This is a genomic window from Nocardioides salarius (assembly GCF_016907435.1).
Lineage (GTDB): Bacteria > Actinomycetota > Actinomycetes > Propionibacteriales > Nocardioidaceae > Nocardioides > Nocardioides salarius.
Genome location: NZ_JAFBBZ010000001.1, coordinates 2,541,211 through 2,568,150 on the forward strand (window position 1 = coordinate 2,541,211; position 26,940 = coordinate 2,568,150).

Sequence of the window (26,940 nt, forward strand, 5' to 3'; positions counted from 1 at the left end):
ATGACCTGGGGTGAGCGGCTGCGGGCGCTGCGCATCGACCTGACCCCGCTGCGCACCTCGCGCGACTTCCGGCTGCTCTTCGTGGCCGGCACCGTCTTCTACCTCGGCGCGATGGTCACCTACGTCGCGATCCCCTTCCAGGTCTACACCGAGACCGGCTCCAACCTCGCGGTCGGCCTGGTCGGCCTCGTCGAGCTGGTGCCCCTGGTCGTCTTCGGCCTGTACGGCGGCGCGCTGGCCGACCACGTCGACCGCAGGCGGCTGCTGGTGGCCACCGGCGTGGCCCAGGCGGTGGCCACGGCGGTGCTGGCCGCCAACGCGTTCGGGGCCTTCGGGCCCGACCCGCAGCTGTGGCTGGTCTTCGCGCTGGCCGCGGTGCTGGCCTCGACCTCCTCGATGCAGCGGCCCTCCCGCGAGGCGCTGATGCCGCGCACGGTGCGCCACGACGAGATCCCCGCCGCGCAGGCGCTGACCAGCCTGGGCATGGAGATCGGGGTGCTCGTGGGGCCCGCGGTGGGCGGCCTGCTGATCGCCTTCGTCGGGCTGGGCTGGTGCTTCGTGGTCGACGTCGTCGGGCTGGGGGTGGCGACGCTGATGTACCTGGCGATGGACCCGCACCCGCACCGCGAGGAGACCACCCCGCCGAGCCTGGCCGGCATCGCGACGGGCTTCCGCTACGCGCTGGGTCGCCGCGACCTGCTCGGCACCTACCTCGTCGACGTCGCGGCGATGCTGCTGGCGATGCCGGTGGTGCTCTTCCCGGCGCTGGCCGAGACCGTCTTCGGGCGCCCCGAGCTGATCGGGCTGCTCTACTCCGCCGAGACCGTCGGGGCCCTGGTGGCGACCGCCCTGTCGGGGTGGACCGCGCGGGTGCACCACCACGGGCGGGCGATCGTGCTGGCGGCAGCGGCGTACGGCGTGTGCATCGCGCTCGCCGGGCTGATGCCGACCTTCTGGCTGGTCGCCGGCTTCTTCGCGCTCGCCGGCGCCGCCGACATGGTCTCCGGGGTCTTCCGCGGGATCGTGTGGAGCCAGACGATCCCCGAGGGGATGCGCGGGCGCCTGGCCGGGATCGAGATGCTCTCCTACTCGGTGGGACCGCTGGGCGGGCAGGTGCGCGCCGGCGTCACCGCCGACCTGTGGTCGGTGCGGGGCTCGATCACCAGCGGCGGGGTGGCCTGCGTCGTCGGGGTCGGCGCGACCGCGCTGTGGCTGCGCGACTTCTGGTCCTACGACGCCCGCACCGACGAGCACGCCGTGGCCGAGCGGGCGGTGCGCGCCGCCCGCGGCGAGGAGTGATCTCGTGGCAGGCTTGGCCGCCATGAGCGGCTACTACTCCTGCATGGCCTGCGGCCACGAGTTCGACCCCATCGCCACCCGCTGGTTCTGCCCGCACTGCAAGTTCAAGGCGAACTGCTGCGAGGGCGAGCCGCTGGGCTGAGGGGTCTCGAGACGGGACTTCGTCCCTCCTCGACCACCGCTCAGCGGGCGAAGGCGTCTCGCACGCGGGCCTCGGAGAGCCCGTAGTCCTTGAGCGAGTAGTGGTGGCTGGGGCGGGCGTGGCCCGAGCGGGCCTCGGCGTCGATGAGGCGCACCTGCTCCTCGGCCTCGGCCGACAGGCTCAGGCCGAAGGCGGCGTAGACGCCCCGGACGGTGCCGACCGGGTCGCCCTGCAGGTCGGCGAAGTCGACGTCGACGAACTGCGCCTGGTCGTAGCGGGGACGGGCGTCGTGGAAGGCGTGGTAGGCCCGCGACCACAGGTCGAGCTGGGTGTGGCCGATCACGCCGCCCACGAAGGTCTCCGAGTGCCCGGCGGTGGTGGCGGCCGACAGCGAGCACGACGAGGCGATGCACGAGACCGGGTCGCGGTGCGTGGAGACCACGAGCGCGTCGGGGTAGACGCTCATCAGCGCGTCGAGGGCCGTCATGTGCGAGGGGTTCTTGAGCACCCAGCGCTTCTCGGGGTCGTTCATCCCGATGAGCTGCAGGTTCTGCCGGTGCCGCGCGTAGGCGTCGGTCCAGTCCTGGCCGCGCAGCCAGTCGGTGTAGCGCGGCAGGTTGGCCAACGACTCGTAGGAGTTCGACTTGCCCGTCTGGCGCAGCAGCCGCCAGCACTCCTCGACCGAGGTGGCGTCCATGTAGTGGATCCCCATGTACTCCGGGTCCTCGACGTGGTGGGCGCTGAAGGCCTCCTGCATCGCGGCGAAGACCGGGTCGGTCTCCCACGTCTCGCGGGGCGGGCGCGGCTGGGGGAACTGGGTCAGCCACATCTCCAGGCCCTGGTGCGCCGGGTCGCAGACCAGCAGCCGGTGCAGCGCCGTGGTGCCGGTGCGCGGCAGGCCCATCACGAAGACCGGCCGCTCGACGGGTACGTCGGCGTGCTGGGGCAGCGCGTTGAACTGCGCCTGGGTCAGCAGCCGCCCCACCAGCGCGCTCTTGACCTCGGAGCGCTGGAAGTAGTTGCCGCGCCCGGTCAGGCCGGCCTCCGGGCTGCCCAGGTCCTCGACCAGGACCCGCAGGCCCTCCTCGTGGGCGTCCCCGCCGAAGTCGTCGAGGCCGGTGGTGCGGACCGCGGCGGCCGCGATGTCGTCGTACGACCCGACGTCGGCGCGCTCGCGGGCCATCACGTTGGCACTGCTCACGAGTGGAACTCGCCGCAGTCGACGTTGAGGGTCTGGCCGCTGACCGCGGAGGCCAGGTCGGTGGCCAGGAACAGCGTGGCCCGGGCGATCTCGGCGGGGGAGGCCAGGCGCTGCAGGTCGGTCGGTGCGGCCTTCTCGGCGTACACCTCGGCGTGGCTGCGCCCCGACTCCGCGGCGATCCAGTCGAAGTAGGCCTTGTTGACGTCCTCGTAGATGTAGGACGGCGCCACGCTGTTGACCCGGATGCCGCGCGGGCCGAGCTCGGTGGCCAGCGACGAGGCGAGGTGGGCCAGCGCGCCCTTGGAGAGCTTGTAGCCCGAGAACTCGGGCTGCGAGGAGTACTGCACGCACGAGTTGAGCATGATGATCGACCCGCCCGGCTTGCCCGGCGCCGCGGCCAGCGCGTCGGCGAAGGCCGCCGAGAGCCGCAGCGGCGCGAAGACGTTGGTCTCGTTGGCCGCGCGCAGCGCGTCGAGGCCGATCGTGCTGATCGGGTCCATCGGCGGGATCGCGAAGGCGTTGTTGACCAGGCAGTCGACCCGCCCGAACTCCGCCAGCGCGCTCTCGACCAGCGCGGCCTGCGCCGACTCGTCGGTGATGTCGGTGGGCACCACCAGTGCGCGGCGCCCGTGCGAGCGCACCACGTCGGCCATCTTCTCCAGCCGCGAGGCGGTGCGCGAGACGAGCACCAGGTCGGCGCCCATCCGGGCGGCCTCCTCGCCGAGCGCGCGGCCCAGCCCGGGACCGACCCCGGAGAGCACCACGACCTTGTCGGCCAGCAGCGGTAGCGGGGCGTACGCCGCGTCGATGGCGTCGTGGTCGGGGACGGCGGCGGAGCCCGAGGCGGCCGTGGCGGGGGTGGCGGTGGTGCTCAACTGATCATCCTCCGGGCGACGGAGCGCTGCCGGGCGGTGATCCGCTCGGCGTGCTGCTCGTGGGTGAGCGGGGCGAGGTGGGGCAGGTGCGCGGGCACCTCGGCGAGCGGCACGACCTGCACGCTCGGGCCGTCGGCCGGGCCGAGGTCGCGCTCGAGGCGCTGCCAGCGCAGCATCATCGAGCCGGTGCGGTGCCCGGTGGTCTCCAGCCAGTTCGCCAGGTACGGCGCCTCCGCGTGGCCGCTGGGCGGGTGCTCGGAGACCACGAAGCGCATCACGCCGTCGGGGTCGGTGACCGCCTGGGCCTTGGTCAGCGAGGTCTGGTGGGTCTCGTAGTCGGTGGAGGCGTACCAGTCGGAGCCGACCTGGATCGCCTGGTAGGAGCAGTCGTCGCAGCGCGGCACCGAGACGATCATCGCCTCGTCCTCGGCCAGCGCGTAGTGCCCGATCGAGGAGCGCTGCGAGGCCAGCCCCCCGGGGGTCTGCTGCGGGGTGGTCAGGGTGTTGACCGGCTCGGCGTACTGGAAGAAGTGCGGGAAGGCGAACCAGGTGCGGATCGACCCGGTCAGGGTGCGGGCGGCGACGTCGTACCTCTTGGCCAGCAGCTCTCGCGTCAGCTCGCGGGCGGGGCGGCCCAGGGTGTCGGTGCGCTCGATGGTGATCGTGCCGCGCTCCTCGGTGTCCCAGTCGTTGAAGACCTCGCGAACGATCATCGTCCTGGCGCCCGGCTCGGCGGTGTAGGTGAACTCGAAGGTGCCGTCGGGGCGCACCTCGAGCTCGCGGTCGTCGAAGGCCATCAGCGAGGTGGCGGCCGAGTCGGCGGTGTAGGCGCCGCCCATCACCTGGAAGGACAGGTCGGCCGAGCTGCCCCGCCTGCCGCGCACGACGTACTCGACGCCCTCGCGCAGGTAGGCGCTGAAGTAGACGGCGTCGGGGTTGTCGAGGCCCTGGCGGGCGAACTGGTGGGTGGCGTTGATGAACAGCGGCCGCTCGAGGTCGTGGTCGAAGGCCGTCTGCATCGCCATCCGGATGCGGCCGGCCAGGTAGTCGTAGCCCTCGAGCCGGTCCTGCTCGGTGCGGATGAAGGGGGCGGTGGCGACCAGGTGCTCGCCCTCGGCGATGGCCTCGCGCAGCGGCGCCGTCAGGTCCCAGCCGGGGTCCGCGGTGGGCTCCTGCGACGGGGCCTGTGCCTGGTCCTGGGGCTGGGCCTGGGTCTGGGCCCGGGTCGGGCTGCTCATGCGCCGACCTTGCTGATGATCTTCTCGGCGTAGGACTCCAGGTGGGCCAGCTTCGTCTCGAGCGGCTCGGTGTCGGGGCCCTTGATGTAGGGCACCCGGAAGCCGACGATGCAGTCGGTGACGCCCTTGTCCGCCAGGCGCTTGATGCCGTCGAGGTCGTAGGCGTCGTAGGAGATCACGTGCACCTCGAAGTCGTCGCGGGTGTCGCCCTCCTCGCGGCGGATCTCGGCGAGGCGGGCCAGCAGCCGGTCGAGCTCCTCACCGTCGCCGCCGGCGTGCATCCAGCCGTCGCCCTTGCGCACCGCGCGGCGCAGCGCGGCGTCGGCGTGCCCGCCGACCAGCAGCGGCACGGGCCGCCCCGGCGCCGGGCGCTGCTGCATCGACTCGATCGAGAAGAACTCGCCCTCGTAGGAGAAGAACTCGCCGGAGGTCAGGCCGCGCACGATGTCGAGGCACTCGTCCATCCGCTTCCCGCGGCGCTCCCACGGCACGCCCAGCGCGGTGAAGTCCTCGGGCCAGGGGGAGAGGCCCACACCCAGACCCAGCCGGTCGCCCGACAGCGCGGCCAGGCTGGAGGCCTGCTTGGCCACCAGCACCGGCGGGCGCACCGGCAGCTTGAGCACGAACGGCGTCAGGCGCAGCGTGGAGGTGAGCGCGAAGAGGTGCGCGCACATCACCATCGTCTCCACGAAGTCCTTGCCGGCCAGGAACTCCCGGTCACCGGTGTCGGTGTAGGGGTAGGTCGAGTCCGACACCTCGGGGTAGATCAGGCTGTCGGCCACCGTCATCGAGGTGTAGCCGGCCGCCTCGGCGGCCTGGGCCAGCGGCGCGTAGAGCTCCAGGCGGGTCATCGCCTCGGCATAGGTGAAACGCATGCAGTCACACTAGAACGTGTTCCAGTTTTGTGCCAGGGTCGGCACGTGGACCTCCGACAGATCAGTGACCGGCTCGAGACAGCAGACGTGCTGACCCGCTACACGCGTGCCATCGACACCGGTGAGTGGGACCTGCTCGACACCGTCTTCACCCCCGACGCGACCATCGACTACACCGAGTCCGGCGGCATCGCCGGCGAGTACGCCGCGGTGAAGCCGTGGCTGGCCGAGGTGCTGCCCGCCTTCTTCCTGCGCCGCCTGCACATGCTGGGCCAGGTCGAGAGCGTGGTCGACGGCGACACCGCGCGCGTGGCGGCGTACTTCCACAACCCGATGGCGATGGCCGACGGGGCGGGTGGCGAGAAGGTCGTCGAGCTCGGTGGGATCTACCACCACGAGATGGTGCGCACGGCCGAGGGCTGGCGCAGCCGGCGCCTGCACGAGCAGATCACCTGGCGGCGCGGGCTCTGAGCAACGCCGGGCCGGGGCGCGTGGCTTGGTCGCGGCCGTCCTCTCCGCGACAATGAGAAGCCACTGCACGCCGAGACGACGGAGACCCCTGTGGCCCTGCACGACGACCGTCCGGTCCTGACCGGTCTGCTCGCCCTGGTCGGTGTCGGCCTCGCGGTCGGGCTGGTGCTCGGCGGCGGCGCGCTGGCCGTGACGCGGGTGCTCGGCGTCGACGGCTCCTCGGCGACCACCACGGCCACCGACGTCGGCTCGCTCTACCTGCCCCGGCCCTCCGAGACCGGCGAGCCCTCCGGGCCGCTGCTGACGCTGGGCGCCGAGCCGGGCCAGGGCGCGAGCCAGGAGCCGAGCCAGGAGCCCACCGAGAAGGAGAAGGCCGAGAAGGAGATCTCCCTGTCGGCCGGGCAGACCCAGGTCGCCCCGATGGGCCAAATCGACCTGACCGGTGTCTACCCCGGCGGCGAGGGCGCGGTGCTGCAGGTGCAGAAGTTCGTCAGCGGCGGCTGGCAGGACTTCCCCGTCACCGCCGTGGTCAGCAACGAGACCTTCGCGACCTACGTGCAGACCAGCGCCCAGGGCGTCAACCGCTTCCGGGTCGTCGACAACGACTCCGAGACCGCCTCCAACGAGGTCAAGGTGACGGTGGGCTGAGCCCGCGTGCGTAGGCTCGAGGCATGCGGACGACTCGGCTCGTGGGCCTGCTGCTGGTCGCGGCGGGGGCGGTCGGCTGCGCCGACGGCGGCTCGTCGCCCTCGCAGCCGAGCCCGGGCGACGGCGTGACGCCGAGCGCGGCCGGTGGGCCGGCGCCCTTCCAGGCGCGGCCGGTGCTGGCCGTGCAGGGTCGCGACCTCGACGGCGCCGGGCTCGAGCCGGGGCTGGTGCGCCGGCTCGAGACGCTGGACTGCCTGCGCAAGGCGCCGACGGCCAACGCGCCGACCGCCGAGGCGATGCTCGCCTGCGACACCCGCGGCGCCGGTTTCCTGCTCGGCCCGGCCGGGGTCGACGGCGGCGTGCAGCGGGCCGAGGTGGTCGAGGTCCGTGGCGGGTACGCCGTGCAGGTCGGTCTCGACCAGGCCTCCGCCGACGCGCTGGGCGACCTCGTGGGCGGGCTGGTCGGCTCCGAGGGCCGCTTCGCCGTGGTGGTCGACGGCACCGTGGTCGACCTGCCCCGCGCCGCGGACGGGGTCGGGGCGGTCCTGCAGGTCGGCGGGGGCTGGTCCCGCGCCGAGGCCGACGACGTCGCCGCCCGGCTCACCTGAGGCGGGCCGGGCGGCGTACGGGGCGTGCGGGGGCTGGTTCAGCCCGGGATGTAGTCGAACTCGTCGGGGTTCGGCCCGCGACGCCCGTCCGCGCCGCGGTCGAGGGCGGCGATCGTCTCGACCTCCTCGGCGGTGAGGGAGAAGTCGAAGATGTCGAAGTTCTCGCGCATCCGCTCCTCGTGCATCGACTTCGGGAAGACGATGTCGCCGCGCTCGACGTGCCAGCGCAGCGTCACCTGCGAGATCGACTTGCCGTGCGCGGCCGCGATCTTGCCGATGGTGTCGTCGGACAGCACCGCGCCCTGGGCGATCGGCGACCAGGCCTCGACCTCGATCCCGTGGCGGATCGAGGCGGCGCGGGCCTCCTCGTTGGTGAAGTAGGGGTGCACCTCGATCTGGTTGACCGCCGGCACCACGCCGGTCTCGGCGATGATCCGCTCGAGGTGGGCGGGCTGGAAGTTCGAGACGCCGATGGAGCGCGCGCGACCGTCGGCCACGAACTCGGCCAGGGTCTGCCAGGTCGAGACGAAGTCGCCGTCGTAGAGCGTCGGCAGCGGCCAGTGGATGAGGAACAGGTCGATCTGGTCGAGGCCCAGCTTGTCCATCGTGTCGTCGAAGGCGCGGCGGGCGTCGTCGGGGCGGTGGAAGCTGTTGTTGAGCTTGCTGGTCACGTACAGCTCGTCGCGCGGGATGTCGGCGTTCGCGATGGCGATGCCGACCTCCTGCTCGTTGCCGTACATCTGCGCGGTGTCGATGTGCCGGTAGCCCACCTCGAAGGCCTTGGTCACGGTGTCCGCCGTCTGCTCGGGCGGCACCTGGAACACGCCGAAGCCGAGCTGCGGGATCTGCGTCTGGTTGTTCAGGGTGATGGTGGGAACGTTCATGGTGTCCACAATGCCCATCACGCCCTGGGTCATTCCTGCCAACGGGGTGGGAGAGGATGCTCACGTGCACTACACCGACTACGACACCCGGCTCGCGGCGTACGCCGTCATCACCGACGACCAGGGGCGCGTGCTGCTCGCGCTGTGGAACGAGGGCTCGCGCCGGCAGTGGACGATGCCCGGTGGCGGGGTCGAGCTCGAGGAGGGCGTCGAGCAGGCCGTCGTGCGCGAGGTGCGCGAGGAGACCGGGTACGACGTCGTGGCCGGCGCGCTGCTGGGCGTCGACACCTACGTGCTGCCCCCGCACCGCCGGCTCAACGACAGCGACCGCTCGCTCAAGGCCGTGCGCACCGTCTTCCGCGCCGAGATCGTCGGCGGCGAGCTGACCCACGAGCGCGACGGCAGCACCGACGAGGCGCGCTGGTTCACCCTCGACGAGGTGCGCCGCCTCGACCGGGTCTCGATCGTCGACATCTCGCTGCGCCTCGCCGGGCTGGTCTGAGGCTGGTCTGAGGGGCCGCGGCTCAGGGCCCCGTCGGCACCCAGTAGCGCTTCTTCGCCGCCACCGACTCCGTGGCCGGCGCGACCCCGTCGGGCACCCCGCCGCAGGCCTCGATCACCGCGGCCGAGCCGACGTTGTCGACGTCGCAGGTGACCAGCGCCTGCTCGATGCCGTGCTCGCGGCACACCTCGAGGCAGCCGCGCAGGATCGCGGTGGCGTGGCCGCGCCGGCGGTGGGCCGGGCGCACGCCGTACCCGACGTGGCCGCCCCAGGTGGCCAGGAAGTCGTTGAGCTCGTGGCGCACCGAGGCGCGCCCGACGATCTCGCCGTCGACCTCGGCGACCAGGAAGGTCGAGGCCACCATCCGCTCCTCGAGGCCCTGCCCTCGGCGGTGTCCCTCGATCCGGGCGACGTAGTCGGGCCACGACTCTCCGTCGCGCTCGAACATCAAGAACCCGAAGTCGTCGGCGGCCAGCTCGGCGTGCGCGGCGCGCGCCTGCGCCTCGTCGGCGGGGCCCAGGGGTCGCAGCAGGAGGTCGCTCATGGGGCGCAGCCAAGCACGGGAATGAAACCGGCCGCCATTGCATTGAGACCAGTGAGCAAAGTTGAGTTGAAGCGGCTCAACTAATTTGCCAGACTCTCGGCAGCGACGCACGATGGTCGCACCGGACTTCCCCAGCACGTCCCCCTAGATGGAGGTAACACCATGGCCCGAGCGGTCGGAATCGACCTCGGCACCACCAACAGCGTCGTGTCGGTCCTCGAGGGTGGCGAGCCCACCGTCATCGCCAACGCCGAGGGCGCCCGCACGACCCCCTCGGTCGTCGCGTTCGCCAAGAACGGCGAGGTGCTCGTCGGCGAGGTCGCCAAGCGTCAGGCGGTCACCAACGTCGACCGCACCATCCGGTCGGTCAAGCGCCACATGGGCACCGACTGGAAGACCAAGATCGACGACAAGGACTTCACGCCGCAGCAGATCAGCGCGTTCGTCCTGCAGAAGCTCAAGCGCGACGCCGAGGCCTACCTCGGCGAGACGGTCACCGACGCGGTCATCACCGTGCCGGCGTACTTCTCCGACGCCCAGCGCCAGGCCACCAAGGAGGCCGGCGAGATCGCGGGCCTCAACGTCTCGCGCATCGTCAACGAGCCCACCGCGGCCGCGCTGGCCTACGGCCTCGACAAGGGCGACGACCAGACGATCCTCGTCTTCGACCTCGGTGGCGGCACGTTCGACGTGTCCCTCCTCGAGATCGGCGAGGGCGTCGTCGAGGTCAAGGCGACCTCCGGCGACAACCACCTCGGTGGCGACGACTGGGACTCCCGCGTCGTGGAGTGGATGGTCAAGAAGTTCAAGGACAACAACGGCGTCGACCTCGCCGCCGACAAGATCGCCAAGCAGCGCCTCCAGGAGGCCGCCGAGAAGGCGAAGATCGAGCTGTCCTCGAGCTCCGAGACCACGATCCACCTGCCCTACATCACCCACGGCGAGTCGGGCCCGCTGCACTTCGAGGAGCGCCTGACCCGCTCGGAGTTCCAGAAGCTGACCTCCGACCTGCTCGACCGCACCAAGGCCCCCTTCCAGGCCGTGCTCAAGGACGGCGGCGTCGCGGTCGACAAGATCGACCACGTCGTGCTCGTCGGCGGCTCGACCCGGATGCCCGCGGTCACCGAGGTCGTCAAGGACCTGCTCGGCGGCAAGGAGCCCAACAAGGGCGTCAACCCCGACGAGGTCGTGGCCATCGGCGCGGCCCTGCAGGCCGGCGTCCTCAAGGGCGAGGTCAAGGACGTGCTGCTGCTCGACGTCACCCCGCTCTCCCTGGGCATCGAGACCAAGGGAGGCGTGATGACCAACCTCATCGAGCGCAACACCACGATCCCGACCAAGCGCTCGGAGATCTTCACCACCGCCGACGACAACCAGCCGTCGGTCGAGATCAAGGTCGCCCAGGGCGAGCGCCAGATGTGGGCGCAGAACCAGCCGCTGGGCAACTTCGAGCTCACCGGCCTGCCCCCGGCGCCGCGTGGCGTGCCCAAGATCGAGGTCACCTTCGACATCGACGCCAACGGCATCGTGCACGTCTCGGCCAAGGACCAGGGCTCCGGCAAGGAGCAGTCGATGACCATCTCCGGCGGCTCCGCGCTGTCGAAGGAGGAGATCGACCGGATGGTCAAGGACGCCGAGCAGTACGCCGAGGAGGACGCCAAGCGTCGCGAGGCCATCGAGGTCCGCAACCAGGCCGACCAGCTCGTCTACACGACCGAGAAGTTCCTCTCCGAGAACGCCGAGAAGCTGCCCGACGACGTCAAGACCGAGGTCCAGGCCGACGTCGACGCGCTCAAGGCGACCCTGGAGAAGGACGACGCCGACGCCGACGAGCTCAACGCCGGGCTGACCAAGCTCAACGAGTCCAGCCAGAAGATGGGCGCCGCGATGTACGCCGCCGCCGAGGCCGACCAGGCCGCTGCGGGTGGCACCACCGGCGCGACCGGTGAGGCCGACGACGACATCGTCGACGCCGAGGTCGTGGACGAGGAGCCCGGCACCGAGGGCACCGACAGCACCGACGGCGCTGCCGAGGGTGAGAGCAAGTGACCGAGCCCCGCGACGAGCAGAACATCCCTCCGCCCGAGGGGTCCTTCCCCGACGAGGCGGCCGAGATGGTCGCCGAGACCGACGTCGAGGCGGGTGCGGCCGGTGGTGACCCCGCCACCGCCGACCCTGCCGCCGACCCGGCGGACACCGCGGGTGAGGGCGCCGACGACGAGCTGACCCTGGCCCGCATCGCCCTGGAGGAGCGCACGCTCGACCTCCAGCGCCTGCAGGCCGAGTTCGTCAACTACAAGCGCCGCGTCGAGCGGGACCGCGACCTGATCAAGGAGAACGCGACGTACGCCGCGTTGGCCCCGATCACCGAGGTCCTCGACACCATCGACCGGGCGCGTGAGCACGAGCCCCTCGAGGGTGGCTTCAAGGCCGTCGCCGAGCAGCTCGAGCGCACCGTGGGTGCGGCCGGGCTGACCCGCTACGGCGCGCCCGGCGACCCGTTCGACCCCAGCCTCCACGAGGCCCTCTCCCACGTCGGGGAGGATCCCGAGGTGAGCGTGACCACCTGCAAGATCGTCGCCAAGGCGGGCTACCGCATCGGTGACCGGGTGGTGCGCGCCGCCCAGGTGCTGGTGGTCGACCCCGCTGCCGAGGGTGCGCAGTCCGCGCCCGAGGAGCAGGGACAGCAGGACCAGCAGGACCAGTAGGACACGCTGGCGGGCCGGCCCCCACCCGGGCCGGCCCGCACCAGCACCAGACCAGCAGCGAGGGGAGGCCACGTGAGCGACACCGACGGCATGCGCGCCGACTGGGCGGGCAAGGACTTCTACGCGGTCCTCGGCGTCAAGAAGGACGCCCCGGCCGACGAGATCAAGAAGGCCTACCGGCGCCTCGCGCGGGCCAACCACCCCGACTCCAACCCCGGCGACACCGCCAAGCACGACACGTTCAAGAAGGTCGCGGAGGCCTACGACGTCGTCGGGGACCCCGCCAAGCGGGCCAAGTACGACGAGATGCGCCGCCTCTACGCCGCCGGCGGCTACCCCGCGGGCGGTGCCGGCGGGGGCTTCGGTGGCGGCTTCGGCGGCCAGGGCGGCGGGATCAACCTCGAGGACCTGCTGCGCGACGGCGGCGGGGCCGGCGCCGGCGGCTTCGGCGACATGTTCGGCGACCTCTTCGGCGGTGGCGGCGGTGGCGGGCGCCGGCGTACGACGCGCCCGCGCCCGACCAAGGGCGGCGACGTCGAGACCACCGCGACCATCAGCTTCACTGACGCCATGGACGGCGTGACCGTCTCGCTGCGGCTCTCCTCGGAGTCGGCCTGCACGACCTGCGGCGGCTCGGGCGGCAAGCCCGGCACCAAGCCGCACATCTGCACCACCTGCGAGGGCGCCGGCTTCGTGGTCGCCTCGATGGGCGGCTCGTTCTCGGTCAACGAGACCTGTCCCGCCTGCGGCGGCCGCCAGCTCGTCTACGACGAGCCGTGCCCCACCTGCCGCGGCACCGGGCGCGGCACCTCGGCGCGCACCATCCAGACCCGCATCCCCGCCGGCGTCAAGGACGGCCAGCGCATCCGCGTGCGGGGCAAGGGATCGCCCGGCGAGAACGGCGGCCCCGCCGGCGACCTCTTCGTGACCGTCAAGGTCTCCCCGCACCGGGTCTTCGGCCGCAAGGACGACAACCTGACCATCGACGTGCCGGTCTCGTTCGACGAGCTCGCGCTCGGGGCCGAGATCCGCATCCCCACCCTCGGCGGCACCCCGGTCACGCTGCGGCTGCCGGCCGGCACCCCCAACGGGCGCACCTTCCGGGTGCGCGGCAAGGGCGCCAAGAAGGCCGACGGGTCGCGCGGCGACCTGCTGGCGACCGTCGAGGTGCAGGTGCCGGCGGTGCTCGACGCCGAGGCCCGCGCCGCGGTCGAGGCCTACCGCGAGGCGACGGCGTCGAAGCCGCTGCGAGCCAACCTCTTCGAGCAGGCCGGTGCGTGATGGCCAGGCGGTCGGCCAGCCCCTTCGGTGACGCCCACCCCGACGCCGCCGTCTTCGTCATCTCGGTGGCCGCCGAGCTGACCGGGCTGCACCCCCAGACGCTGCGCACCTGGGAGCGCCTCGGGCTGATCACGCCCGGGCGCACCGGTGGTGGCGGGCGGCGCTACTCGGGGCGCGACATCGAGCGGCTGCGCGAGATCGCCGAGCTCTCCGGCGCCGGCATCGGCATCGAGGGCGTGCGGCGCATCCTCGACCTGGAGAACCGGGTCAACGCGCTCTCGGCCCGCAACGAGGAACTGGTGGCCGAGCTCGAGGCCACCCGCGCCGCCCTGCGCCAGGCCGTCGCCGTACGCCGTGGCGACCTGCCGCCCAACAAGCTGCCCGTCCTGCGCGCCCCCGACGCCTCCGGCTCGGTCGTGGTGTGGCGCCGCCCCCGCTGACCCGTCCCAGATCTCCCGCCCACCCGGCCTGAATCTCCCGCCGAGCCGGCCCGAACTTCTCACTGACCCGGCCCGGATCCCCGCTCGTCGGAGCAGGTGCGTGCGGCGGGAGGTTCGGGCCGGCTCGAGGCGAAGTTCAGGCCGGGTCAGCGCGACATCTGGGCCGGGTCAGCGGGTTGGGGCGGTGAGCCAGGAGACGGCGTAGGGCGCCAGCAGGACGTGGCCGTCCGCGGCGCGCACCGGGCCGCCGGCGAGGTGGTCGTGCACCGGGGCGCCGTCGCGGCCCAGCCCGGCCTGCTCGAGCAGCCACCACGGCACCCGGCGCTCCACCGCGGTCATGTTGTGCAGCGCCAGGAACGGGCCCTCCGGGTGGCGGCGCAGCACGTGGAAGACGCCCGTGTCGGGCGGGTCGAGCACCTCGGCGGGCGTGGCCGCGTGCAGGTGCGGCAGCGAGCGGCGTACGCCGACCAGGTGCCGCAGGCGCGGCAGCAGCCCGTGTGGGTCGGGCACGGTGCCGTCGGCGGCCCAGGGCATCCGGGGCCGGTGCACCCAGCGGTTGTCGTCGGCGTGGTCGGGCTCGTCGTCCCAGGCGGCGTCGTTGAGCAGCCCCACCTCGTCGCCCATCCAGATCACCGGCACCCCGCCGAAGCCGAGCACCACCGCGTGGGCCAGCACGACCCGGTCGAGGGCGTGCGGGTCGCCCGCCTCGAGCCCGGCCAGCGAGGCCAGCGAGCCCGAGATGCGCTTGTCGCCGGTGGCGGGGTTGGCCTGGAAGACCAGCCCGCGCGCCCAGGAACCGGGGAACGAGCCGTCGTAGAAGTCGGAGAGGAAGCGGCGGTGGGCGAAGCCGTCGAGACCCGCCGCGGCGGCGTCCTCGTCGGAGACCGCCCAGCCGATGTCGTCGTGGCAGCGCGCGTAGGTGATCCAGGCCGTGCTCGAGGGAGGCGTGGGCAGCGAGGCCAGCGCGTGCGAGCTCATCCACGTCTCGCCGGTGGCCAGCATCGACCACAGGTGCACCATCAGCGCGTTGTGGTAGGCCAGGTCGCTGACCTTGCCGTGGTGACGGCCCTCGCCGAGGTAGGCGACCAGGTCGCGCGGCCCCACGATCGCCTCGGCCTTGAACGCCACCGCCGGGCAGGCGATGCGCGCCACCATCCGCAGCGCCTGGGTCAGCGCGTGCACCTCGGGCTGGTTCTGGCAGTCGGTGCCCATCCGCTTCCAGGTGAAGGCGATCGCGTCGAGCCGGAACACCTCGCACCCGGCGTTGGCCAGGTCGCAGATGATGTCGGCGAACTCCTCGAGCACCGCCGGGTTCGACCAGTCGAGGTCCCACTGCCAGGAGTTGAAGGTGGTCCACACCCAGCCGTCGAGCTCGTCGTCCCAGCTGAAGCTGCCGGGTGCGAAGTCGGGGAAGACCTCGGGCAGCGTCTCCTCCCACCGGTCGGGCTCGGTGCGGTCGGGGTAGACGTGGAAGTAGTCGAGGTAGGCCGCCTCCCCGGCGCGGGTGCGCGCGGCCCACTCGTGCTCGCGGGCGACGTGGTTGAGCACCAGGTCGAGGCACAGGCTCATCCCCGACTCGCGCAGCCGGGCCGCCAGCGCGCGCAGGTCGTCCATGGTGCCGAGGTCCTCGCGCACGCTGCGGTAGTCCATCACCGCGTAGCCGCCGTCGTTGGGCGCCGGGCGCGGGCGCAGCAGCGGCATCAGGTGCAGGTAGGTGACCCCGAGGTCGCGCAGGTGGTCGAGGCGCTCGCCGACGCCGGCCAGGGTGCCGGCGTAGCGGTCGGCGTACGCCGCGTAGCCGAGCATCCCCGGCCGCTGGAACCAGTCGGGGGCCAGGGTCCGGCGCTCGTCGAGGTCGTGCAGGTCGTCGTCGCGCTCGGCGAAGCGGCGCGCGGCCACGCCCAGCAGCCGCTCGGCGAGGGCCTCGGCCTCGGCGGGCCCGGGCGTGACCTCGGTGAGCGCGGCGACCAGGTCGGGGCGCCACCGCTCGACCCGTGCGGCGAAGGTGCGCTGCCGGTGCTCGGGGAGGGCGGCCAGCGCGCGGGCCGGTGCTGCCGACGTGTCGTGGGTCACGTCGTCACGCTATCCGGCCTCCGTCAGGGCCTGTCGCACTGCCGGGCACGACGCTAGTCTCACCAGGTCAGCCCGGGTGCCCCGGCACCGGGCCAGGCTCTGGGGAGGGTCGGACGAAGGACGAGGCGTCGGTGGACTGGATCAACGAGTGGGTCGCGGGGATCCACTGGGTCCACTTCCTGACCATCCCGGTCTTCACCGGCGTCGTGGGCTGGCTGATCAACTGGTCGGGCCTCTTCATGCTCTTCAGCCCGCTGCACTTCAAGGGCGTGCGGATCCCCGGCATGCGCGAGCTCGCCGGGGTGCTGCCACGCAAGGTCCAGGAGGTGCCCGGCGTCCTGCAGGGCGGGATCGGCTGGCAGGGGATCGTGCCGGCGCGCGCCGCCAAGATGGGCTCGATCGCCGTCGACAAGGCGATCTCCAAGCTCGGCACGCCGGCGGAGTTCTACCAGCAGCTCGAGCCCGAGCGGATCGCCGAGCACATCGTCGAGTCCTTCCGCCCCGAGGTGCCCGGCCTGGTCGAGGAGGTGATGCGCCGCGAGCACCCGCGGCTGTGGCGCGACCTGCCGCGACCGATCCGCCAGGCCATCGTCGAGCGGGTGCAGTCGCAGCTGCCGGGCGTGGTCAGCGGCATCACCACCGAGATCGGGGTGCACATCGACCAGCTGCTCGACCCCAAGATCATGGTCATCGACCACTTCCGCGACAACCCGTCGCTGGTGGTGCGGATCTTCCGCGACTTCGGCCAGCGCGAGCTCAACCTGATGGTCGCGTTCGGCTTCGTCTTCGGCTTCGCGCTCGGGGTGCCGGTCGCGGTCGTCGACAGCATCTTCGGCCAGTGGTGGCTGCTGCCGGTGATGGGCGTGGTGGTCGGCTGGATCACCAACGCGCTCGGCATGTGGCTGATCTTCGAGCCGCCCGAGCCGCGCAGGATCCTCGGCATCAAGGTGCACGGGCTGTTCCTGCGCCGCCAGGAGGAGGCCGCCGAGGTGTACGCCCGGATCATCGCCGAGGACGTCATCACCCTCGAGCGGATCGGCGACTTCCTGCTCGACGGCCCCAGCGGCGACCGCACCCGCCAGATGCTGGCGCACTCGCTGCGCCCGGCGATCGAGCGGGCCGTGGGCCCGGCGCGGGGGGCAGTGCGGGTCGCGGTCGGCACGCGGCGCTTCGACACGATCCGCGACCAGGTCGCCCAGGAGGCGGTGGGGCGCACGCTCACGCCGTTCCGCGACCCCGAGTTCAGCCGGCAGCAGTCCGACAAGATCCAGGTGCTCATCGCGCGGCGCACCAAGGAGCTGCCGCCGCGCGACTTCGTGGAGATGATGCGATCGGCCATCCGGGAGGACGAGTGGATGCTCTACGCCCACGGCGCCATCATGGGGCTCGGCGGCGGGTTCCTGCACCTGTGGATCTTCGGTGTCGCATGAGCCGACAGGAGGGCTGGTCATGACCGATCTGCACGACGAGGTGGTGCCGCCCGCGGGCGCGCCGCTGCCCGATCCCCCCGAGCCGCTGCGCGAGGAGCCCCCGGACGACGGCGCGCACGCGCACGCCCATGACCGGCTGGCACCGGCGGTCGAGGCGCTGCCGGGCCTGGCCCGGGTCGCGGCCTCCGCCGCCTGGCACACCACCGGCTGGGGGGTGCGCACCTCGCTGCGCAGCACCGCCCGGCTGGCCCGCGCGGTCACCGACCCCCACGAGGCCGCCTCGCTGGCCCACGAGGCCACCGAGGCGGTGCAGGTGGTCAGCGACCTGGCCCGCTCGGTCTCCGCCGGCATCCCCGTCTCCTCGGCCCTGGTGCGCGCCGGCGAGACGCTCGGGTCGTTCTCCGAGGTCCCCCAGCGGGCCGGGCGGGGCGCCCGGCGCGACGCCGACGAGGCGCCGCGCTCCGACCCGCGCCGCCCGTCGCTGCGCGAGCGCGGCGCCCAGCTGCTGGAGCGCTCGCGCGACGTGTGGAGCGAGCGCGACGGGCACCCGGCGTACGAGCGGATGCTCGGCGAGCTGGCCCCCGACGAGGCCCGGGTGCTGCTGCTCCTGCTCGAGCACGGGCCCCAGCCCAGCGTCGACGTGCGCACCGGTGGCCCGATCGGGATGGTCAGCAGCCAGCTGATCGCGCCGGGGCTGACGATGATCGGGGCGCGCGCGGGGTGCCGCTACGTCGACCAGGTGCCGGCCTACCTCAACAACCTGTTCCGGCTCGGGCTGGTGTGGTTCTCCCGCGAGCCGGTGCGCGACCCGATGGACTACCAGGTCCTCGAGGCCCAGCCCGACGTGCTCGAGGCCTGCCACAGCGTGAAGTTCGCCAAGGTGGTGCGGCGCAGCATCCACCTGACGCCCTTCGGCGAGGACTTCTGCCGCACCTGCCTGGTCGACGAGGTCACCGCGGAGCGGTCCTTCCCCGCCCACGAGGCGCCGCCCGAGGCGGAGAGCGGCGAGCCGTCGCAGCACCGCTCCGACTGAGGGACGCGGCGCCCGCAGGACGTGCCGGGCCCCCGGCCCGGTGCCGGGCCGGGGGCCGCTCCGCCGGTGCGACCGGCTACTGCTCGACCGCGCCGCCCACTCCCTCCACGGGCGACTCGGCGAGCAGCGGCTCCTGGGCCGCGGCCAGGGAGATGGTGAACACCGAGCCGCCGTAGCGCCCCGGCGCGTAGGCGATGCTCGCGTGCTGGGCCTCGGCGAGGGTGCGCACGACGTAGAGACCCAGGCCGGTGCCGGTGGCCACGGTGCCGCTGGCGCGGGTGAACTCGCGGAACAGGTCGCCGCGGAAGTCCTCGGGCACCCCCGGGCCGTGGTCGACGACGTCGATGCAGACCCGCTCGCCCTCGCCGCGCACGTGCACCAGGAACGGCGCGCGGGCGTACTTCAGCGCGTTGCCGAGCAGGTTGCCGACCATCTGCTCCAGCCGCAGGGCGTCGGCCTGGACCTCGCGGTCGTCGTCGATGCGCACCTCGACGACCAGGTCGGGGTCACCGCGGTAGCGGTCGTGGACCAGCGACTCGATGACCTGTCGCGGACGCACCGGGCGCAGGTCGAGGCGCAGCGTGCCGTGCTGGATCTGGGCCGCGGTGAGCAGGTCGGCGGTGATCGAGTCGAGCATCCGCGCCTGCCGGGCCACCGAGCCCATCAGCCTGCCCCGCACCTCGGGCTCGAGGTCGCTCTCGCCCCAGTCGCTGGCCTCGGCGATGCCGCAGATGACCGCGACCGGGCCGCGGATCTCGTGGGCGGTGGTGGCGATGGCGCGGCGCAGCAGCCCCACGTCGTCGGCCGTGGAGTCGAGGAAGACCAGCACCGACCAGCCGGTACGCCGCATCGTCGCGCGCACCGAGCCGCCGTCGAGCTCGACCTCGAAGGAGGCGTCGGCGTCGAGGCGGTGGTAGGCCACCAGCGTGGCCAGCGGGCCGGAGACGAAGCCCAGCGGGGTGCCCGGGGCGGCGGTGGGCCCCAGCAGGCGCTGCGCGGTGGTGTTGGCGAAGACGATGCGGAACACCGGCTCGTCGGCGAGCTCGAGGATGCCCATCGGGGCCAGGCTCAGCGCCTGCCACCACGAGACCTGGCCCGCCGAGGTCGGCGCCGGCGTCGCCCCCGAGTCGGCCTCGGGGACCGGTGCCGTGTCGTCGGCCGTCGGCTCGGGGGTGGTGACCACCGACAGGGGTCGCGGGGCCCGCGCGGCGGGCGGGCCGGCGGTCACCTCGGCGACGTAGGTGAGCAGGGAGTCGAGCGAGGCGCCCTTCTGCACGTAGCCGTCGGCGCCGGCGGCCAGCGCGCGCTCCGACATCTGGGTGGCGCCGAAGCCGGAGAGCACCACGACCTTGGCGCGCGGCACGGCGCGCCGGATCGAGGGCAGCGCCTCCAGCCCGTCCATCACCGGCATCGACAGGTCGAGCAGCACCAGGTCGGGTCGCAGCTCGCGCACCACCTCGATGCCCCGGCGGCCGTCGCCTGCCTCGCCCACCACGTCGTACCCGCCTCGGCCCAGGGCCAGGCGCAGCAGGTCGCGCAGGTCGGCGGTGTCGTCGATGACCACGACCCGCAGCGGTCGGGCTCGGGCTGCTGCGCTCACGGGACGGGCCTCTCTGGTGGGCCCGCGGGGCCGTCCGGGGGCGGCTCGCGGACGATGTCGGCGGCGGCGCTGCGCACCAGCTCGAGCGACTGGCTCGCGCTCGTGCTGCCGAGCAGGTCGGTGATGATCCGGCTGGCGGAGTCGATGGAGGCGGTCAGGGCTGCCTGGGCGCGCGCGGTGTCGTCGAGGTCGAGGGCCATCTTGGCCACCACGAGGCCCTGCAGCACCGTGTCGTTGAGCTCGAGGGCCTGCTGCTCGCGCTGGCGCAGGTCCTGGAAGAGCTGGGCGCCCTCCATCAGCGACGAGTACTGGCGGCGCTGGGTCCAGTAGTAGATGCCGACGGCGGCGCCGACGACGTCCCACAGCGCCAGCGGCCAGCCCCACGCGGTGCGCATCGCCAGGCCCTGGGTGTCGTCGAGGCCGAAGGCGGGCAGCAGCATGTGCACCGAGTGCGCGCCGTGGTGGACCGCGCAGGTCAGGAAGATCGCGGCGGTCGCGGCGCCGAGCGGGTTGCTGCGCAGCTGGTTGGAGCGCGCCAGCGGCACCACGATGGCGGTGCTGATGAGCAGGTAGGCGATCGCGATCAACGCGTTGCAGACCATCCCGACGATCCACGGCTCCATGCTCAACCCCCCGTCCCGCTCAGCGACAGCAGGCCCAGCGCCGTGACGGAGGCGCCGAGGAACGCGGTGGCGGCGGGGTGCCACCGCCCCGGGGGCGTACGTCGTCCGCCCGGCGCCCTGCGCAGCAGCGCCAGGCAGGCGCCCACGACGACGAGCTCCCACGCCAGGGCGGCGAGGTCCCAGGCGCCGACGGCCTCGGGGGCGGGCAGCAGGCCCAGCGGCAGCCCGGAGGTGCGGCTCAGCGCCCACAGGGCGATGCAGGCGCCGTTGCCCACGACGCCGGCCAGCAGCAGGCCGCGACCGGGCCGGCCGCGCAGCGCCACTGCGGTCCAGGCGAGCTGGGCCAGGGCGGCCGCGGCGAAGAAGAGCCCGAAGACGGTCTGCGCGCGCAGGTGGGCGGGGCCCATCGCGGCGTGCACCCCTGCCGCCGCACCGCTGGCGACCAGGGCGAGCGGCAGCAGCGCGTCGGCGGGCCCCGGGGGCGCGGGCGCACGCACGGAGGTGGTCGCCGGCACCGGGCGCACGCCCAGCGTGCCGCTGGTGGCGGCGCGGCGCAGCGCGGCGACGCGCAGGTCGTGGGCGTCCGGGGGCCGGTGCCCCGCCGGCAGCAGGCGCGCGCCCAGCAGCCAGGCGAGCGCGACGAGCCCGCCGACCACCAGTGCGTAGTGCACGGTGTGGGCGGCTGTGCTGGCACTCGTGGCGCCTACCCAGGCCGTCACCGGCTTCCCCTCCGGGCCCGTCCTCCCCAGGTGGGCCCTGCTCCGAGCCCCACGCTAGGGCGCCCGTGCGGCGGTGCGAGCGGAATCACAGAAAATTTGTCGACCGTCAAAGTTGAGCGGAACAGACTCAACTCCTGGCGCGTTGAGCACGGTGACAGCGACAATCGTCGTGTCGGCGAGATCCGTCCCGCCCGCCGGGACCCGCACCTGGAGGAGACCCCATGAGCCAGTTCGGTGCCGAGAAGTTCACCACCCGCAGCCGCGAGGCCATCGAGACCGCCCAGCGCCTGGCCACCACCTCGGGCCACAGCCACACCGAGCCCGTGCACCTCCTCGTCGCCCTGCTCGGCCAGGACGACGGCACCACCCGCAGCCTGGTCACCAAGGCCGGCGTCGACGTGCAGCAGCTCGTGGCCGGGGCCGGCTCGGCGCTCGAGGCGCTGCCGCGCGCCAGCGGCGCGACGGTCCAGCAGCCCGCCGCCTCCGCCGCGCTGACCCGGGTGCTGGCCGGCGCGCTCGACCTGGCCGCCTCGATGAAGGACGACTACGTCGCCACCGAGCACCTGCTGATCGCGATGGCCGGCACCGAGTCGAGCGCCCAGAAGGTGCTCGCCGACGCCGGGCTCACCGAGGCCGGCCTGCGCGAGGGGCTCACCGCCGTGCGCGGCAACCGCCGCGTCACCAGCCAGGACGCGGAGTCGACGTACGAGTCGCTCGAGAAGTACTCCGTCGACCTCACCGCCGCCGCCGAGGAGGGCCGCCTCGACCCGGTCATCGGCCGCGACGCCGAGATCCGCCGCGTCGTGCAGGTGCTGAGCCGGCGCACCAAGAACAACCCCGTGCTCATCGGCGAGCCCGGCGTCGGCAAGACCGCAGTCGTCGAGGGCCTGGCCCAGCGCGTCGTCGACGGCGACGTGCCCGACTCGCTCAAGGGCCGTCGGGTGCTCAGCCTCGACCTGGCCGCGATGGTCGCCGGCGCGAAGTACCGCGGCGAGTTCGAGGAGCGGCTCAAGGCCGTCCTCGAGGAGGTCAAGGAGGCCGGCGGGCAGGTCATCACCTTCATCGACGAGCTGCACACCGTGGTGGGCGCGGGCGCCGGCGGCGACTCCGCGATGGACGCCGGCAACATGCTCAAGCCGATGCTGGCGCGCGGCGAGCTGCACATGATCGGCGCCACCACCCTCGACGAGTACCGGGAGCGGATCGAGAAGGACCCGGCGCTGGAGCGCCGCTTCCAGCAGGTCTTCGTCGGCGAGCCCAGCGTCGAGGACACCATCCAGATCCTGCGCGGCATCCAGGAGAAGTACGAGGCGCACCACGGGGTGCGCATCACCGACGCCGCGCTGGTGGCCGCCGCCACCCTCTCCGACCGCTACATCAGCGGGCGCCAGCTGCCCGACAAGGCCATCGACCTCATCGACGAGGCCTCCTCGCGGCTGCGGATGGAGATCGAGTCCTCGCCCGAGGAGATCGACCAGCTGCGCCGCCACGTCGACCGGCTCAAGATGGAGGAGTTCGCGCTGGCCAAGGAGAGCGACGAGGCCTCCGTCGAGCGGCTCGGGTCGCTGCGCGCCGACCTCGCCGACGCCGAGGAGGAGCTGCGCGGGCTCGAGGCCCGCTGGGAGTCCGAGAAGGCCTCCCTCGAGGGCGAGGGCGAGCTGCGCCGCCAGCTCGACGGCCTGCGCATCGAGGCCGAGCGGCTCCAGCGCGAGGGCGACCTGGGCCGCGCCAGCGAGATCCTCTACGGCCGCATCCCCCAGCTCGAGCAGCAGATCGAGGCCGCGGCCGCCGCCGAGAGCGGCCAGGTCGAGGGCACCGAGCCGCTGGTCGGCGAGGAGGTCGGCCCCGAGCAGATCGCCGAGGTCGTCGAGGCCTGGACCGGCATCCCCACCGGCCGGATGCTGCAGGGCGAGAGCGCCAAGCTGCTCGAGATGGAGCAGGTCATCGGCGAGCGGCTCATCGGCCAGCGCCAGGCGGTCACCGCGGTCAGCGACGCCGTACGCCGCTCGCGCGCCGGCATCGCCGACCCCAACCGACCCACCGGCTCGTTCCTCTTCCTCGGCCCCACCGGCACCGGCAAGACCGAGCTGGCCAAGTCGCTGGCCGACTTCCTCTTCGACGACGAGCGCGCGATCGTGCGCATCGACATGAGCGAGTACTCCGAGAAGCACTCGGTCTCGCGGCTGGTCGGTGCCCCTCCCGGCTACGTCGGCTACGACGAGGGCGGCCAGCTGACCGAGGCGGTGCGCCGCCGGCCCTACTCGGTGGTGCTGCTCGACGAGGTCGAGAAGGCGCACCCGGAGGTCTTCGACATCCTGCTGCAGGTCCTCGACGACGGCCGGCTGACCGACGGGCAGGGCCGCACCGTCGACTTCCGCAACACGCTGCTGATCCTGACCTCCAACCTGGGCTCGCAGTACCTCGTCGACCCCGCGCTCGACGCGGAGGCCAGCCGAGAGAAGGTCCTGGCGCTGGTGCGGGCCTCGTTCAAGCCCGAGTTCCTCAACCGGCTCGACGAGATCGTCACCTTCGAGTCGCTGAGTCAGGAGGCGCTGACCCACATCGTCGACCTGCAGCTGGCGCTGCTGGAGAAGCGGCTGGCGGTGCGGCGGATCTCGATCGAGGTCACCGACGCCGCGCGCCGCTGGCTTGCCGAGACCGGCTACGACCCGGCGTACGGCGCCCGGCCGCTGCGCCGGCTGATCCAGACCGCCATCGGCGACCGGCTCGCGCGGATGCTCATCGGCGGCGAGGTCGTCGACGGGGGAGCGGTGCACGTCGACGTCGGCGTGGACGGGCTGGTGCTGGGCGCCTGACGCCGCTGGCGGGACCGCCGGCGGGGGCGGCCGGGCTCAGGCCCGGTCGCCCCCGCGGCGCCGGCCGAGCCAGCCGCCCCCGAAGAGCGCCCAGACCACCAGGACCGGCTGGAAGAACAGCCGGACGAGGCGGGCGCGGTCGGTGTCGAGGCCGAACGCGTCGGTGCCCTCGACGTACTGCGCCACGTTGCCGGGGAAGATCACCACGAAGAACGCCGCGAGCAGCGCCCCGACGAGCCGGCGCCGCCGCGGCAGGGCCACGAAGGCCGCTCCCAGGCCGATCTCCACGACGCCCGAGCCGACCACGACCAGGTCGTCGTCGAGGGGGAACCAGTCGGGGACCTGCGCCTGGAACTCGGCGCGCTGGGTGGTCAGGTGCAGCACCCCGGCGCCCACCATGGCCGAGCCGAGCAGGAGTCGAGAGGCGGTGCGCAGCATCGAGGACATGACGCCAGCCTAGGAGCCGGCCTCGGGCGGCGCGGTCGTCTCACCTGCCGTCTGGTGGAATGGGTGCCATGTCAGATGCCGCCCCCGCCCGACCGCGGCAGGTGACGGTCGCTGCCTGGCTGATCATCCTCGGCTCGGTCTTCGTCGTCTTCTCCGCCTTCGGCCAGGTCTCCGCCGGCAGCTCGCTCGAGACCCGCGAACGCATCGAGACCCTGCTCTCCGAGCCGCCCGCCGACGGTCTGGGCCTCGCGGTCGACACCGTGCTCGAGATCCTGCGGATCGTCGCGATGGTCGCGGCGGCCGCCGCGACCGCCACCGCGATCCTGGGCACGCAGGTGCTGCAGCGCTCCCGGTCGGCCCGCCTGTGGCTCTCGGTGCTGGCGGTGCCGCTCTTCCTCTCCGCCGCCTTCATCGGCGGCTTCATGGGCGCGCTGGTCGCGGCCGCCGTGGTGATGCTGTGGCTGCAGCCGGCCCGCTCCTGGCTGGCCGGCGAGCCGCTGCCCGAGCGCTTCAACGCCGACGGCACCCTGCGCAAGGCCGAGGAGGCGCCGCGCAAGCAGACCGCTCCGCCCACCGCGCCTCCGACGCCTCCCGCTCCCCGGCACGAGCAGGAGCGCCAGCCGGTCGGTCACGCCGGCCCGCCGCCGCCGGCGGCGTACCCCCAGCAGCAGCCCGGCCCGGCGCCGTACGCCGGCTTCGGCCAGGCGCAGCCCGAGCGGCCCCAGACGGCCCCGGTCGGCGGGCACGCCGCCCGCCCCCAGCGGCGCCCGGCCGCGCTGGCCTGGGCCTGCGCGCTGGTCTGGGTCGGCAGCGGCCTGGCCGTCGCTCTGATGCTGCTGGCCTCGCTGGTCTTCTCGGTCGTCACCGAGGCCGAGCTCCTGGAGGCCGCTGGTGACCAGCGTGCCGAGCTGGCGGCCCAGATCGAGGACCTGGGCTGGGAGAGCCTCGTCCAGGGCATCTACGCGACGACCGCGGTCCTGGTCCTGGGGGGCATCGTGGCCAGCGTGCTGGCCGTGCTCGCCTTCCGCGGCGTGCGCTGGGCCCGCATCGCCCTGACCGTCTCGACCGGCGCCCTGACCGGCATGCTGCTCGCGGCGGTGGTCGCGGCTCCGCCGATGGTGCTGGTGCTCGTCCCCGTCGCCGCCACGTTCGTCCTGCTGCTGCTGCCGGGCGTGCGCGCCTGGCGACGCTGACCCGGCCCAGATCTCGCGCTGACCCGGCCTGAACTTCGCGCCGACCCGGCCCGGACCTCCCGGGTCGGCGTCAGGCGGTGAGGTCGGCGGCGGCCAGCCGGGCCAGGCCGTCCTCGATCACCGGCACGGTCTTGCAGAAGGCGAAGCGCACCAGGTGCCGCCCGGCGTCGGAGTCGGGGTAGAAGCCGCGCAGCGGGATCGCGACGACGCCGGCGCGCTCGGGCAGGGCCAGGCAGAAGGCCGTGGAGTCCTCCCAGCCCAGGTGCTCGACGTCGACGCTGGCGAAGTAGGTGCCCTGCGGCACCCGCGACGGGAGCCCGGCCGCCCCGAGGCCCGCGCAGAGCAGGTCGCGCCGCGACTGCAGGTCGCGGGCCAGCTCGAGCGGGAAGCCGGCCTCCTCGCGCAGGGCCTGGGCGACCGCCGGCTGCAGCGGCGAGCCCGAGGTGAAGGTCAGCCACTGCTTGGCGCCCAGCACCGCCTCGACCAGGTACGACGGCCCGGTGGCCCAGCCGACCTTCCAGCCGGTGAACGACCACGACTTGCCCACCGACGACAGGCTCAGGGTGCGCTCGGCCATCCCCGGCAGCGTGCTGATCGGGGTGTGCACGGCGTCGTCGAAGACCAGGTGCTCGTAGACCTCGTCGGTGATCACCACCAGGTCGTGCTCGACCGCGACGTCGGCCACGGCCTGCAGCTCGTCGGGGCCGAGGACGGTGCCGGTGGGGTTGTGCGGGGAGTTCAGCAGCACGAACCGGGTGCGCGGCGTGACCGCGGCGCGCAGCTCGGCCACGTCGAGGCGGTAGTCGGGCGCGCGCAGGGTGACCGGGCGTCGTACGCCGCCGGCCATCTGGATCATCGCGACGTAGGAGTCGTAGTAGGGCTCGAGCACCACCACCTCGTCGCCCGGGTCGACCAGGCCGAGCAGCGCGGCCGCGATGCCCTCGGTGGCGCCCGTGGTGGCGCAGACCTGGGTGTCGGGGTCGAGGTCGATGCCGTAGTGGCGGCGCTGGTGCTCGGCGACCGCCCGCCGCAGCGCCGGCACGCCGGTGCCGGGGGCGTACTGGTTGGCGCCCTCCTCGACGGCCTGCGCGACCCGCGCGCGGCTGCTGGCCGGCCCGTCGACGTCGGGGAAGCCCTGGCCCAGGTTGACCGCCCCGGTGCGCAGCGCGAGCGCCGACATCTGCGTGAAGATCGTCGGTGGGATGCCGTCGAGGCGGTGCGCGGGGGAGGCGCCGCGGGGCCGGGGGACGGTGGAGGAGGCGGAGGACGCGCCGGGTGCAGCCATGGCCC

General features: G+C 73.2%; 26 protein-coding genes. 14 read left to right on the top strand and 12 right to left on the bottom strand.

Going from position 1 to position 26,940, the window contains the following annotated elements; genetic code table 11:
- On the top strand, positions 1-1,299 hold the full coding sequence (locus JOE61_RS12170) for an MFS transporter (protein ID WP_193668314.1): 1,299 nt from the start codon (positions 1-3) through the stop codon (positions 1,297-1,299).
- A gap of 4 nt (positions 1,300-1,303) precedes the next feature.
- A complete protein-coding gene (locus JOE61_RS12175) occupies positions 1,304-1,441 on the top strand; it encodes a hypothetical protein (RefSeq protein ID WP_193668312.1) in 138 nt (45 codons plus the stop codon).
- Positions 1,442-1,481: 40 nt separating this feature from the next.
- On the opposite strand, the gene JOE61_RS12180 is transcribed toward JOE61_RS12175, so the two are convergent.
- The 4 genes from JOE61_RS12180 to JOE61_RS12195 are packed head-to-tail and all read right to left on the bottom strand — an operon-like array spanning position 1,482 to position 5,630.
- Positions 1,482-2,642: a sulfotransferase family protein gene (locus JOE61_RS12180; protein ID WP_307822975.1), complete on the bottom strand. Its 1,161-nt coding sequence runs from the start codon at positions 2,640-2,642 to the stop codon at positions 1,482-1,484.
- Positions 2,639-3,517, bottom strand: a complete 879-nt coding sequence (locus tag JOE61_RS12185; RefSeq protein ID WP_227491501.1) for an SDR family oxidoreductase — start codon at positions 3,515-3,517, stop codon at positions 2,639-2,641. The genes JOE61_RS12180 and JOE61_RS12185 overlap by 4 nt, the downstream gene beginning before the upstream one ends.
- Positions 3,514-4,755, bottom strand: a complete 1,242-nt coding sequence (locus JOE61_RS12190) for a hypothetical protein (RefSeq protein WP_204797230.1) — start codon at positions 4,753-4,755, stop codon at positions 3,514-3,516. Before JOE61_RS12190 ends, JOE61_RS12185 begins: the two co-directional genes overlap by 4 nt.
- Positions 4,752-5,630 (bottom strand): TIGR03619 family F420-dependent LLM class oxidoreductase, encoded by an 879-nt coding sequence (locus tag JOE61_RS12195; RefSeq protein ID WP_193668309.1) that lies wholly within the window; start codon positions 5,628-5,630, stop codon positions 4,752-4,754. The genes JOE61_RS12190 and JOE61_RS12195 overlap by 4 nt, the downstream gene beginning before the upstream one ends.
- 45 nt (positions 5,631-5,675) lie before the next feature.
- Between JOE61_RS12195 and JOE61_RS12200 the strand changes: the two genes are divergently transcribed.
- From JOE61_RS12200 to JOE61_RS12210, 3 genes are all read left to right on the top strand, one after another.
- Positions 5,676-6,101, top strand: a complete 426-nt coding sequence (locus JOE61_RS12200; protein ID WP_193668307.1) for a nuclear transport factor 2 family protein — start codon at positions 5,676-5,678, stop codon at positions 6,099-6,101.
- A gap of 90 nt (positions 6,102-6,191) precedes the next feature.
- The gene (locus tag JOE61_RS12205; protein WP_193668305.1) at positions 6,192-6,749 is read left to right on the top strand and encodes a hypothetical protein; all 558 of its coding nucleotides are present in this window, start codon (positions 6,192-6,194) and stop codon (positions 6,747-6,749) included.
- A gap of 23 nt (positions 6,750-6,772) precedes the next feature.
- Positions 6,773-7,357, top strand: coding sequence for a hypothetical protein (locus tag JOE61_RS12210; protein WP_193668304.1), 585 nt, complete (start codon positions 6,773-6,775; stop codon positions 7,355-7,357).
- Positions 7,358-7,395: 38 nt separating this feature from the next.
- Here the strand turns inward: JOE61_RS12210 and JOE61_RS12215 are convergent, their stop codons facing one another.
- Positions 7,396-8,241: an aldo/keto reductase gene (locus tag JOE61_RS12215; RefSeq protein ID WP_193668302.1), complete on the bottom strand. Its 846-nt coding sequence runs from the start codon at positions 8,239-8,241 to the stop codon at positions 7,396-7,398.
- A gap of 64 nt (positions 8,242-8,305) precedes the next feature.
- Between JOE61_RS12215 and JOE61_RS12220 the strand changes: the two genes are divergently transcribed.
- Positions 8,306-8,743, top strand: coding sequence for an NUDIX hydrolase (locus JOE61_RS12220; protein ID WP_307822976.1), 438 nt, complete (start codon positions 8,306-8,308; stop codon positions 8,741-8,743).
- Positions 8,744-8,765: 22 nt separating this feature from the next.
- Here the strand turns inward: JOE61_RS12220 and JOE61_RS12225 are convergent, their stop codons facing one another.
- A complete protein-coding gene (locus JOE61_RS12225) occupies positions 8,766-9,287 on the bottom strand; it encodes a GNAT family N-acetyltransferase (protein ID WP_193668298.1) in 522 nt (173 codons plus the stop codon).
- Between the two features lie 162 nt (positions 9,288-9,449).
- On the opposite strand from JOE61_RS12225, the gene dnaK reads away from it, so the two are divergent.
- From dnaK to JOE61_RS12245, 4 genes are all read left to right on the top strand, one after another.
- Positions 9,450-11,336 (top strand): molecular chaperone DnaK, encoded by a 1,887-nt coding sequence (dnaK, locus tag JOE61_RS12230; protein ID WP_193668296.1) that lies wholly within the window; start codon positions 9,450-9,452, stop codon positions 11,334-11,336.
- A complete protein-coding gene (gene grpE / locus JOE61_RS12235) occupies positions 11,333-11,995 on the top strand; it encodes a nucleotide exchange factor GrpE (protein ID WP_307822978.1) in 663 nt (220 codons plus the stop codon). Before dnaK ends, grpE begins: the two co-directional genes overlap by 4 nt.
- Before the next feature lie 72 nt (positions 11,996-12,067).
- A complete protein-coding gene (gene dnaJ / locus JOE61_RS12240; RefSeq protein WP_307822979.1) occupies positions 12,068-13,276 on the top strand; it encodes a molecular chaperone DnaJ in 1,209 nt (402 codons plus the stop codon).
- Complete coding sequence (locus JOE61_RS12245) at positions 13,276-13,716, top strand: heat shock protein transcriptional repressor HspR (protein ID WP_193668429.1); 441 nt, start codon at positions 13,276-13,278, stop codon at positions 13,714-13,716. The genes dnaJ and JOE61_RS12245 overlap by 1 nt, the downstream gene beginning before the upstream one ends.
- A 168-nt stretch (positions 13,717-13,884) precedes the next feature.
- On the opposite strand, the gene JOE61_RS12250 is transcribed toward JOE61_RS12245, so the two are convergent.
- Positions 13,885-15,789 (bottom strand): alpha-amylase family protein, encoded by a 1,905-nt coding sequence (locus JOE61_RS12250; RefSeq protein ID WP_193668290.1) that lies wholly within the window; start codon positions 15,787-15,789, stop codon positions 13,885-13,887.
- A gap of 131 nt (positions 15,790-15,920) precedes the next feature.
- On the opposite strand from JOE61_RS12250, the gene JOE61_RS12255 reads away from it, so the two are divergent.
- Together JOE61_RS12255 and JOE61_RS12260 are read left to right on the top strand one after the other, a co-directional pair.
- Positions 15,921-17,219 (top strand): DUF445 domain-containing protein, encoded by a 1,299-nt coding sequence (locus JOE61_RS12255; protein ID WP_193668289.1) that lies wholly within the window; start codon positions 15,921-15,923, stop codon positions 17,217-17,219.
- Positions 17,220-17,238: 19 nt separating this feature from the next.
- On the top strand, positions 17,239-18,252 hold the full coding sequence (locus tag JOE61_RS12260; protein ID WP_193668287.1) for an Abi-alpha family protein: 1,014 nt from the start codon (positions 17,239-17,241) through the stop codon (positions 18,250-18,252).
- A gap of 76 nt (positions 18,253-18,328) precedes the next feature.
- Here the strand turns inward: JOE61_RS12260 and JOE61_RS12265 are convergent, their stop codons facing one another.
- From JOE61_RS12265 to JOE61_RS12275, 3 genes are read right to left on the bottom strand one after another with little or no spacing between them, the layout of a single operon-like run.
- Positions 18,329-19,852: a response regulator gene (locus JOE61_RS12265; RefSeq protein ID WP_193668286.1), complete on the bottom strand. Its 1,524-nt coding sequence runs from the start codon at positions 19,850-19,852 to the stop codon at positions 18,329-18,331.
- A complete protein-coding gene (locus JOE61_RS12270) occupies positions 19,849-20,475 on the bottom strand; it encodes a hypothetical protein (protein ID WP_193668284.1) in 627 nt (208 codons plus the stop codon). Before JOE61_RS12270 ends, JOE61_RS12265 begins: the two co-directional genes overlap by 4 nt.
- A 2-nt stretch (positions 20,476-20,477) precedes the next feature.
- A complete protein-coding gene (locus JOE61_RS12275; RefSeq protein ID WP_193668282.1) occupies positions 20,478-21,194 on the bottom strand; it encodes a hypothetical protein in 717 nt (238 codons plus the stop codon).
- Between the two features lie 221 nt (positions 21,195-21,415).
- Here JOE61_RS12275 and clpB point away from each other — a divergent pair, with 221 nt between their 5' ends.
- Entirely contained in the window at positions 21,416-24,010 is a 2,595-nt protein-coding gene (clpB, locus tag JOE61_RS12280) for an ATP-dependent chaperone ClpB (protein ID WP_193668280.1), read from the top strand.
- Positions 24,011-24,046: 36 nt separating this feature from the next.
- Here the strand turns inward: clpB and JOE61_RS12285 are convergent, their stop codons facing one another.
- Entirely contained in the window at positions 24,047-24,457 is a 411-nt protein-coding gene (locus JOE61_RS12285) for a DoxX family protein (RefSeq protein WP_193668278.1), read from the bottom strand.
- 68 nt (positions 24,458-24,525) lie between these two features.
- On the opposite strand from JOE61_RS12285, the gene JOE61_RS12290 reads away from it, so the two are divergent.
- Positions 24,526-25,650 (top strand): hypothetical protein, encoded by a 1,125-nt coding sequence (locus JOE61_RS12290; protein ID WP_193668276.1) that lies wholly within the window; start codon positions 24,526-24,528, stop codon positions 25,648-25,650.
- A 70-nt stretch (positions 25,651-25,720) separates the two neighbouring features.
- On the opposite strand, the gene JOE61_RS12295 is transcribed toward JOE61_RS12290, so the two are convergent.
- Positions 25,721-26,935, bottom strand: a complete 1,215-nt coding sequence (locus JOE61_RS12295; protein WP_193668273.1) for a pyridoxal phosphate-dependent aminotransferase — start codon at positions 26,933-26,935, stop codon at positions 25,721-25,723.
- Positions 26,936-26,940 lie beyond the last annotated feature (5 nt).

Excerpts from the sequence above, each read along its gene's own strand:
- JOE61_RS12170 (WP_193668314.1), top strand. The coding sequence starts at position 1 with ATGACCTGGGGTGAGCGGCTGCGGGCGCTGCGCATCGACCTGACCCCG.
- JOE61_RS12190 (WP_204797230.1), bottom strand. The coding sequence starts at position 4,755 with ATGAGCAGCCCGACCCGGGCCCAGACCCAGGCCCAGCCCCAGGACCAG.
- JOE61_RS12195 (WP_193668309.1), bottom strand. The coding sequence starts at position 5,630 with ATGCGTTTCACCTATGCCGAGGCGATGACCCGCCTGGAGCTCTACGCG.
- JOE61_RS12210 (WP_193668304.1), top strand. The coding sequence starts at position 6,773 with ATGCGGACGACTCGGCTCGTGGGCCTGCTGCTGGTCGCGGCGGGGGCG.
- JOE61_RS12215 (WP_193668302.1), bottom strand. The coding sequence starts at position 8,241 with ATGAACGTTCCCACCATCACCCTGAACAACCAGACGCAGATCCCGCAG.
- JOE61_RS12225 (WP_193668298.1), bottom strand. The coding sequence starts at position 9,287 with ATGAGCGACCTCCTGCTGCGACCCCTGGGCCCCGCCGACGAGGCGCAG.
- dnaK (WP_193668296.1), top strand. The coding sequence starts at position 9,450 with ATGGCCCGAGCGGTCGGAATCGACCTCGGCACCACCAACAGCGTCGTG.
- JOE61_RS12245 (WP_193668429.1), top strand. The coding sequence starts at position 13,276 with ATGGCCAGGCGGTCGGCCAGCCCCTTCGGTGACGCCCACCCCGACGCC.
- JOE61_RS12260 (WP_193668287.1), top strand. The coding sequence starts at position 17,239 with ATGACCGATCTGCACGACGAGGTGGTGCCGCCCGCGGGCGCGCCGCTG.
- JOE61_RS12270 (WP_193668284.1), bottom strand. The coding sequence starts at position 20,475 with ATGGAGCCGTGGATCGTCGGGATGGTCTGCAACGCGTTGATCGCGATC.
- clpB (WP_193668280.1), top strand. The coding sequence starts at position 21,416 with ATGAGCCAGTTCGGTGCCGAGAAGTTCACCACCCGCAGCCGCGAGGCC.
- JOE61_RS12285 (WP_193668278.1), bottom strand. The coding sequence starts at position 24,457 with ATGTCCTCGATGCTGCGCACCGCCTCTCGACTCCTGCTCGGCTCGGCC.
- JOE61_RS12290 (WP_193668276.1), top strand. The coding sequence starts at position 24,526 with ATGTCAGATGCCGCCCCCGCCCGACCGCGGCAGGTGACGGTCGCTGCC.
- JOE61_RS12295 (WP_193668273.1), bottom strand. The coding sequence starts at position 26,935 with ATGGCTGCACCCGGCGCGTCCTCCGCCTCCTCCACCGTCCCCCGGCCC.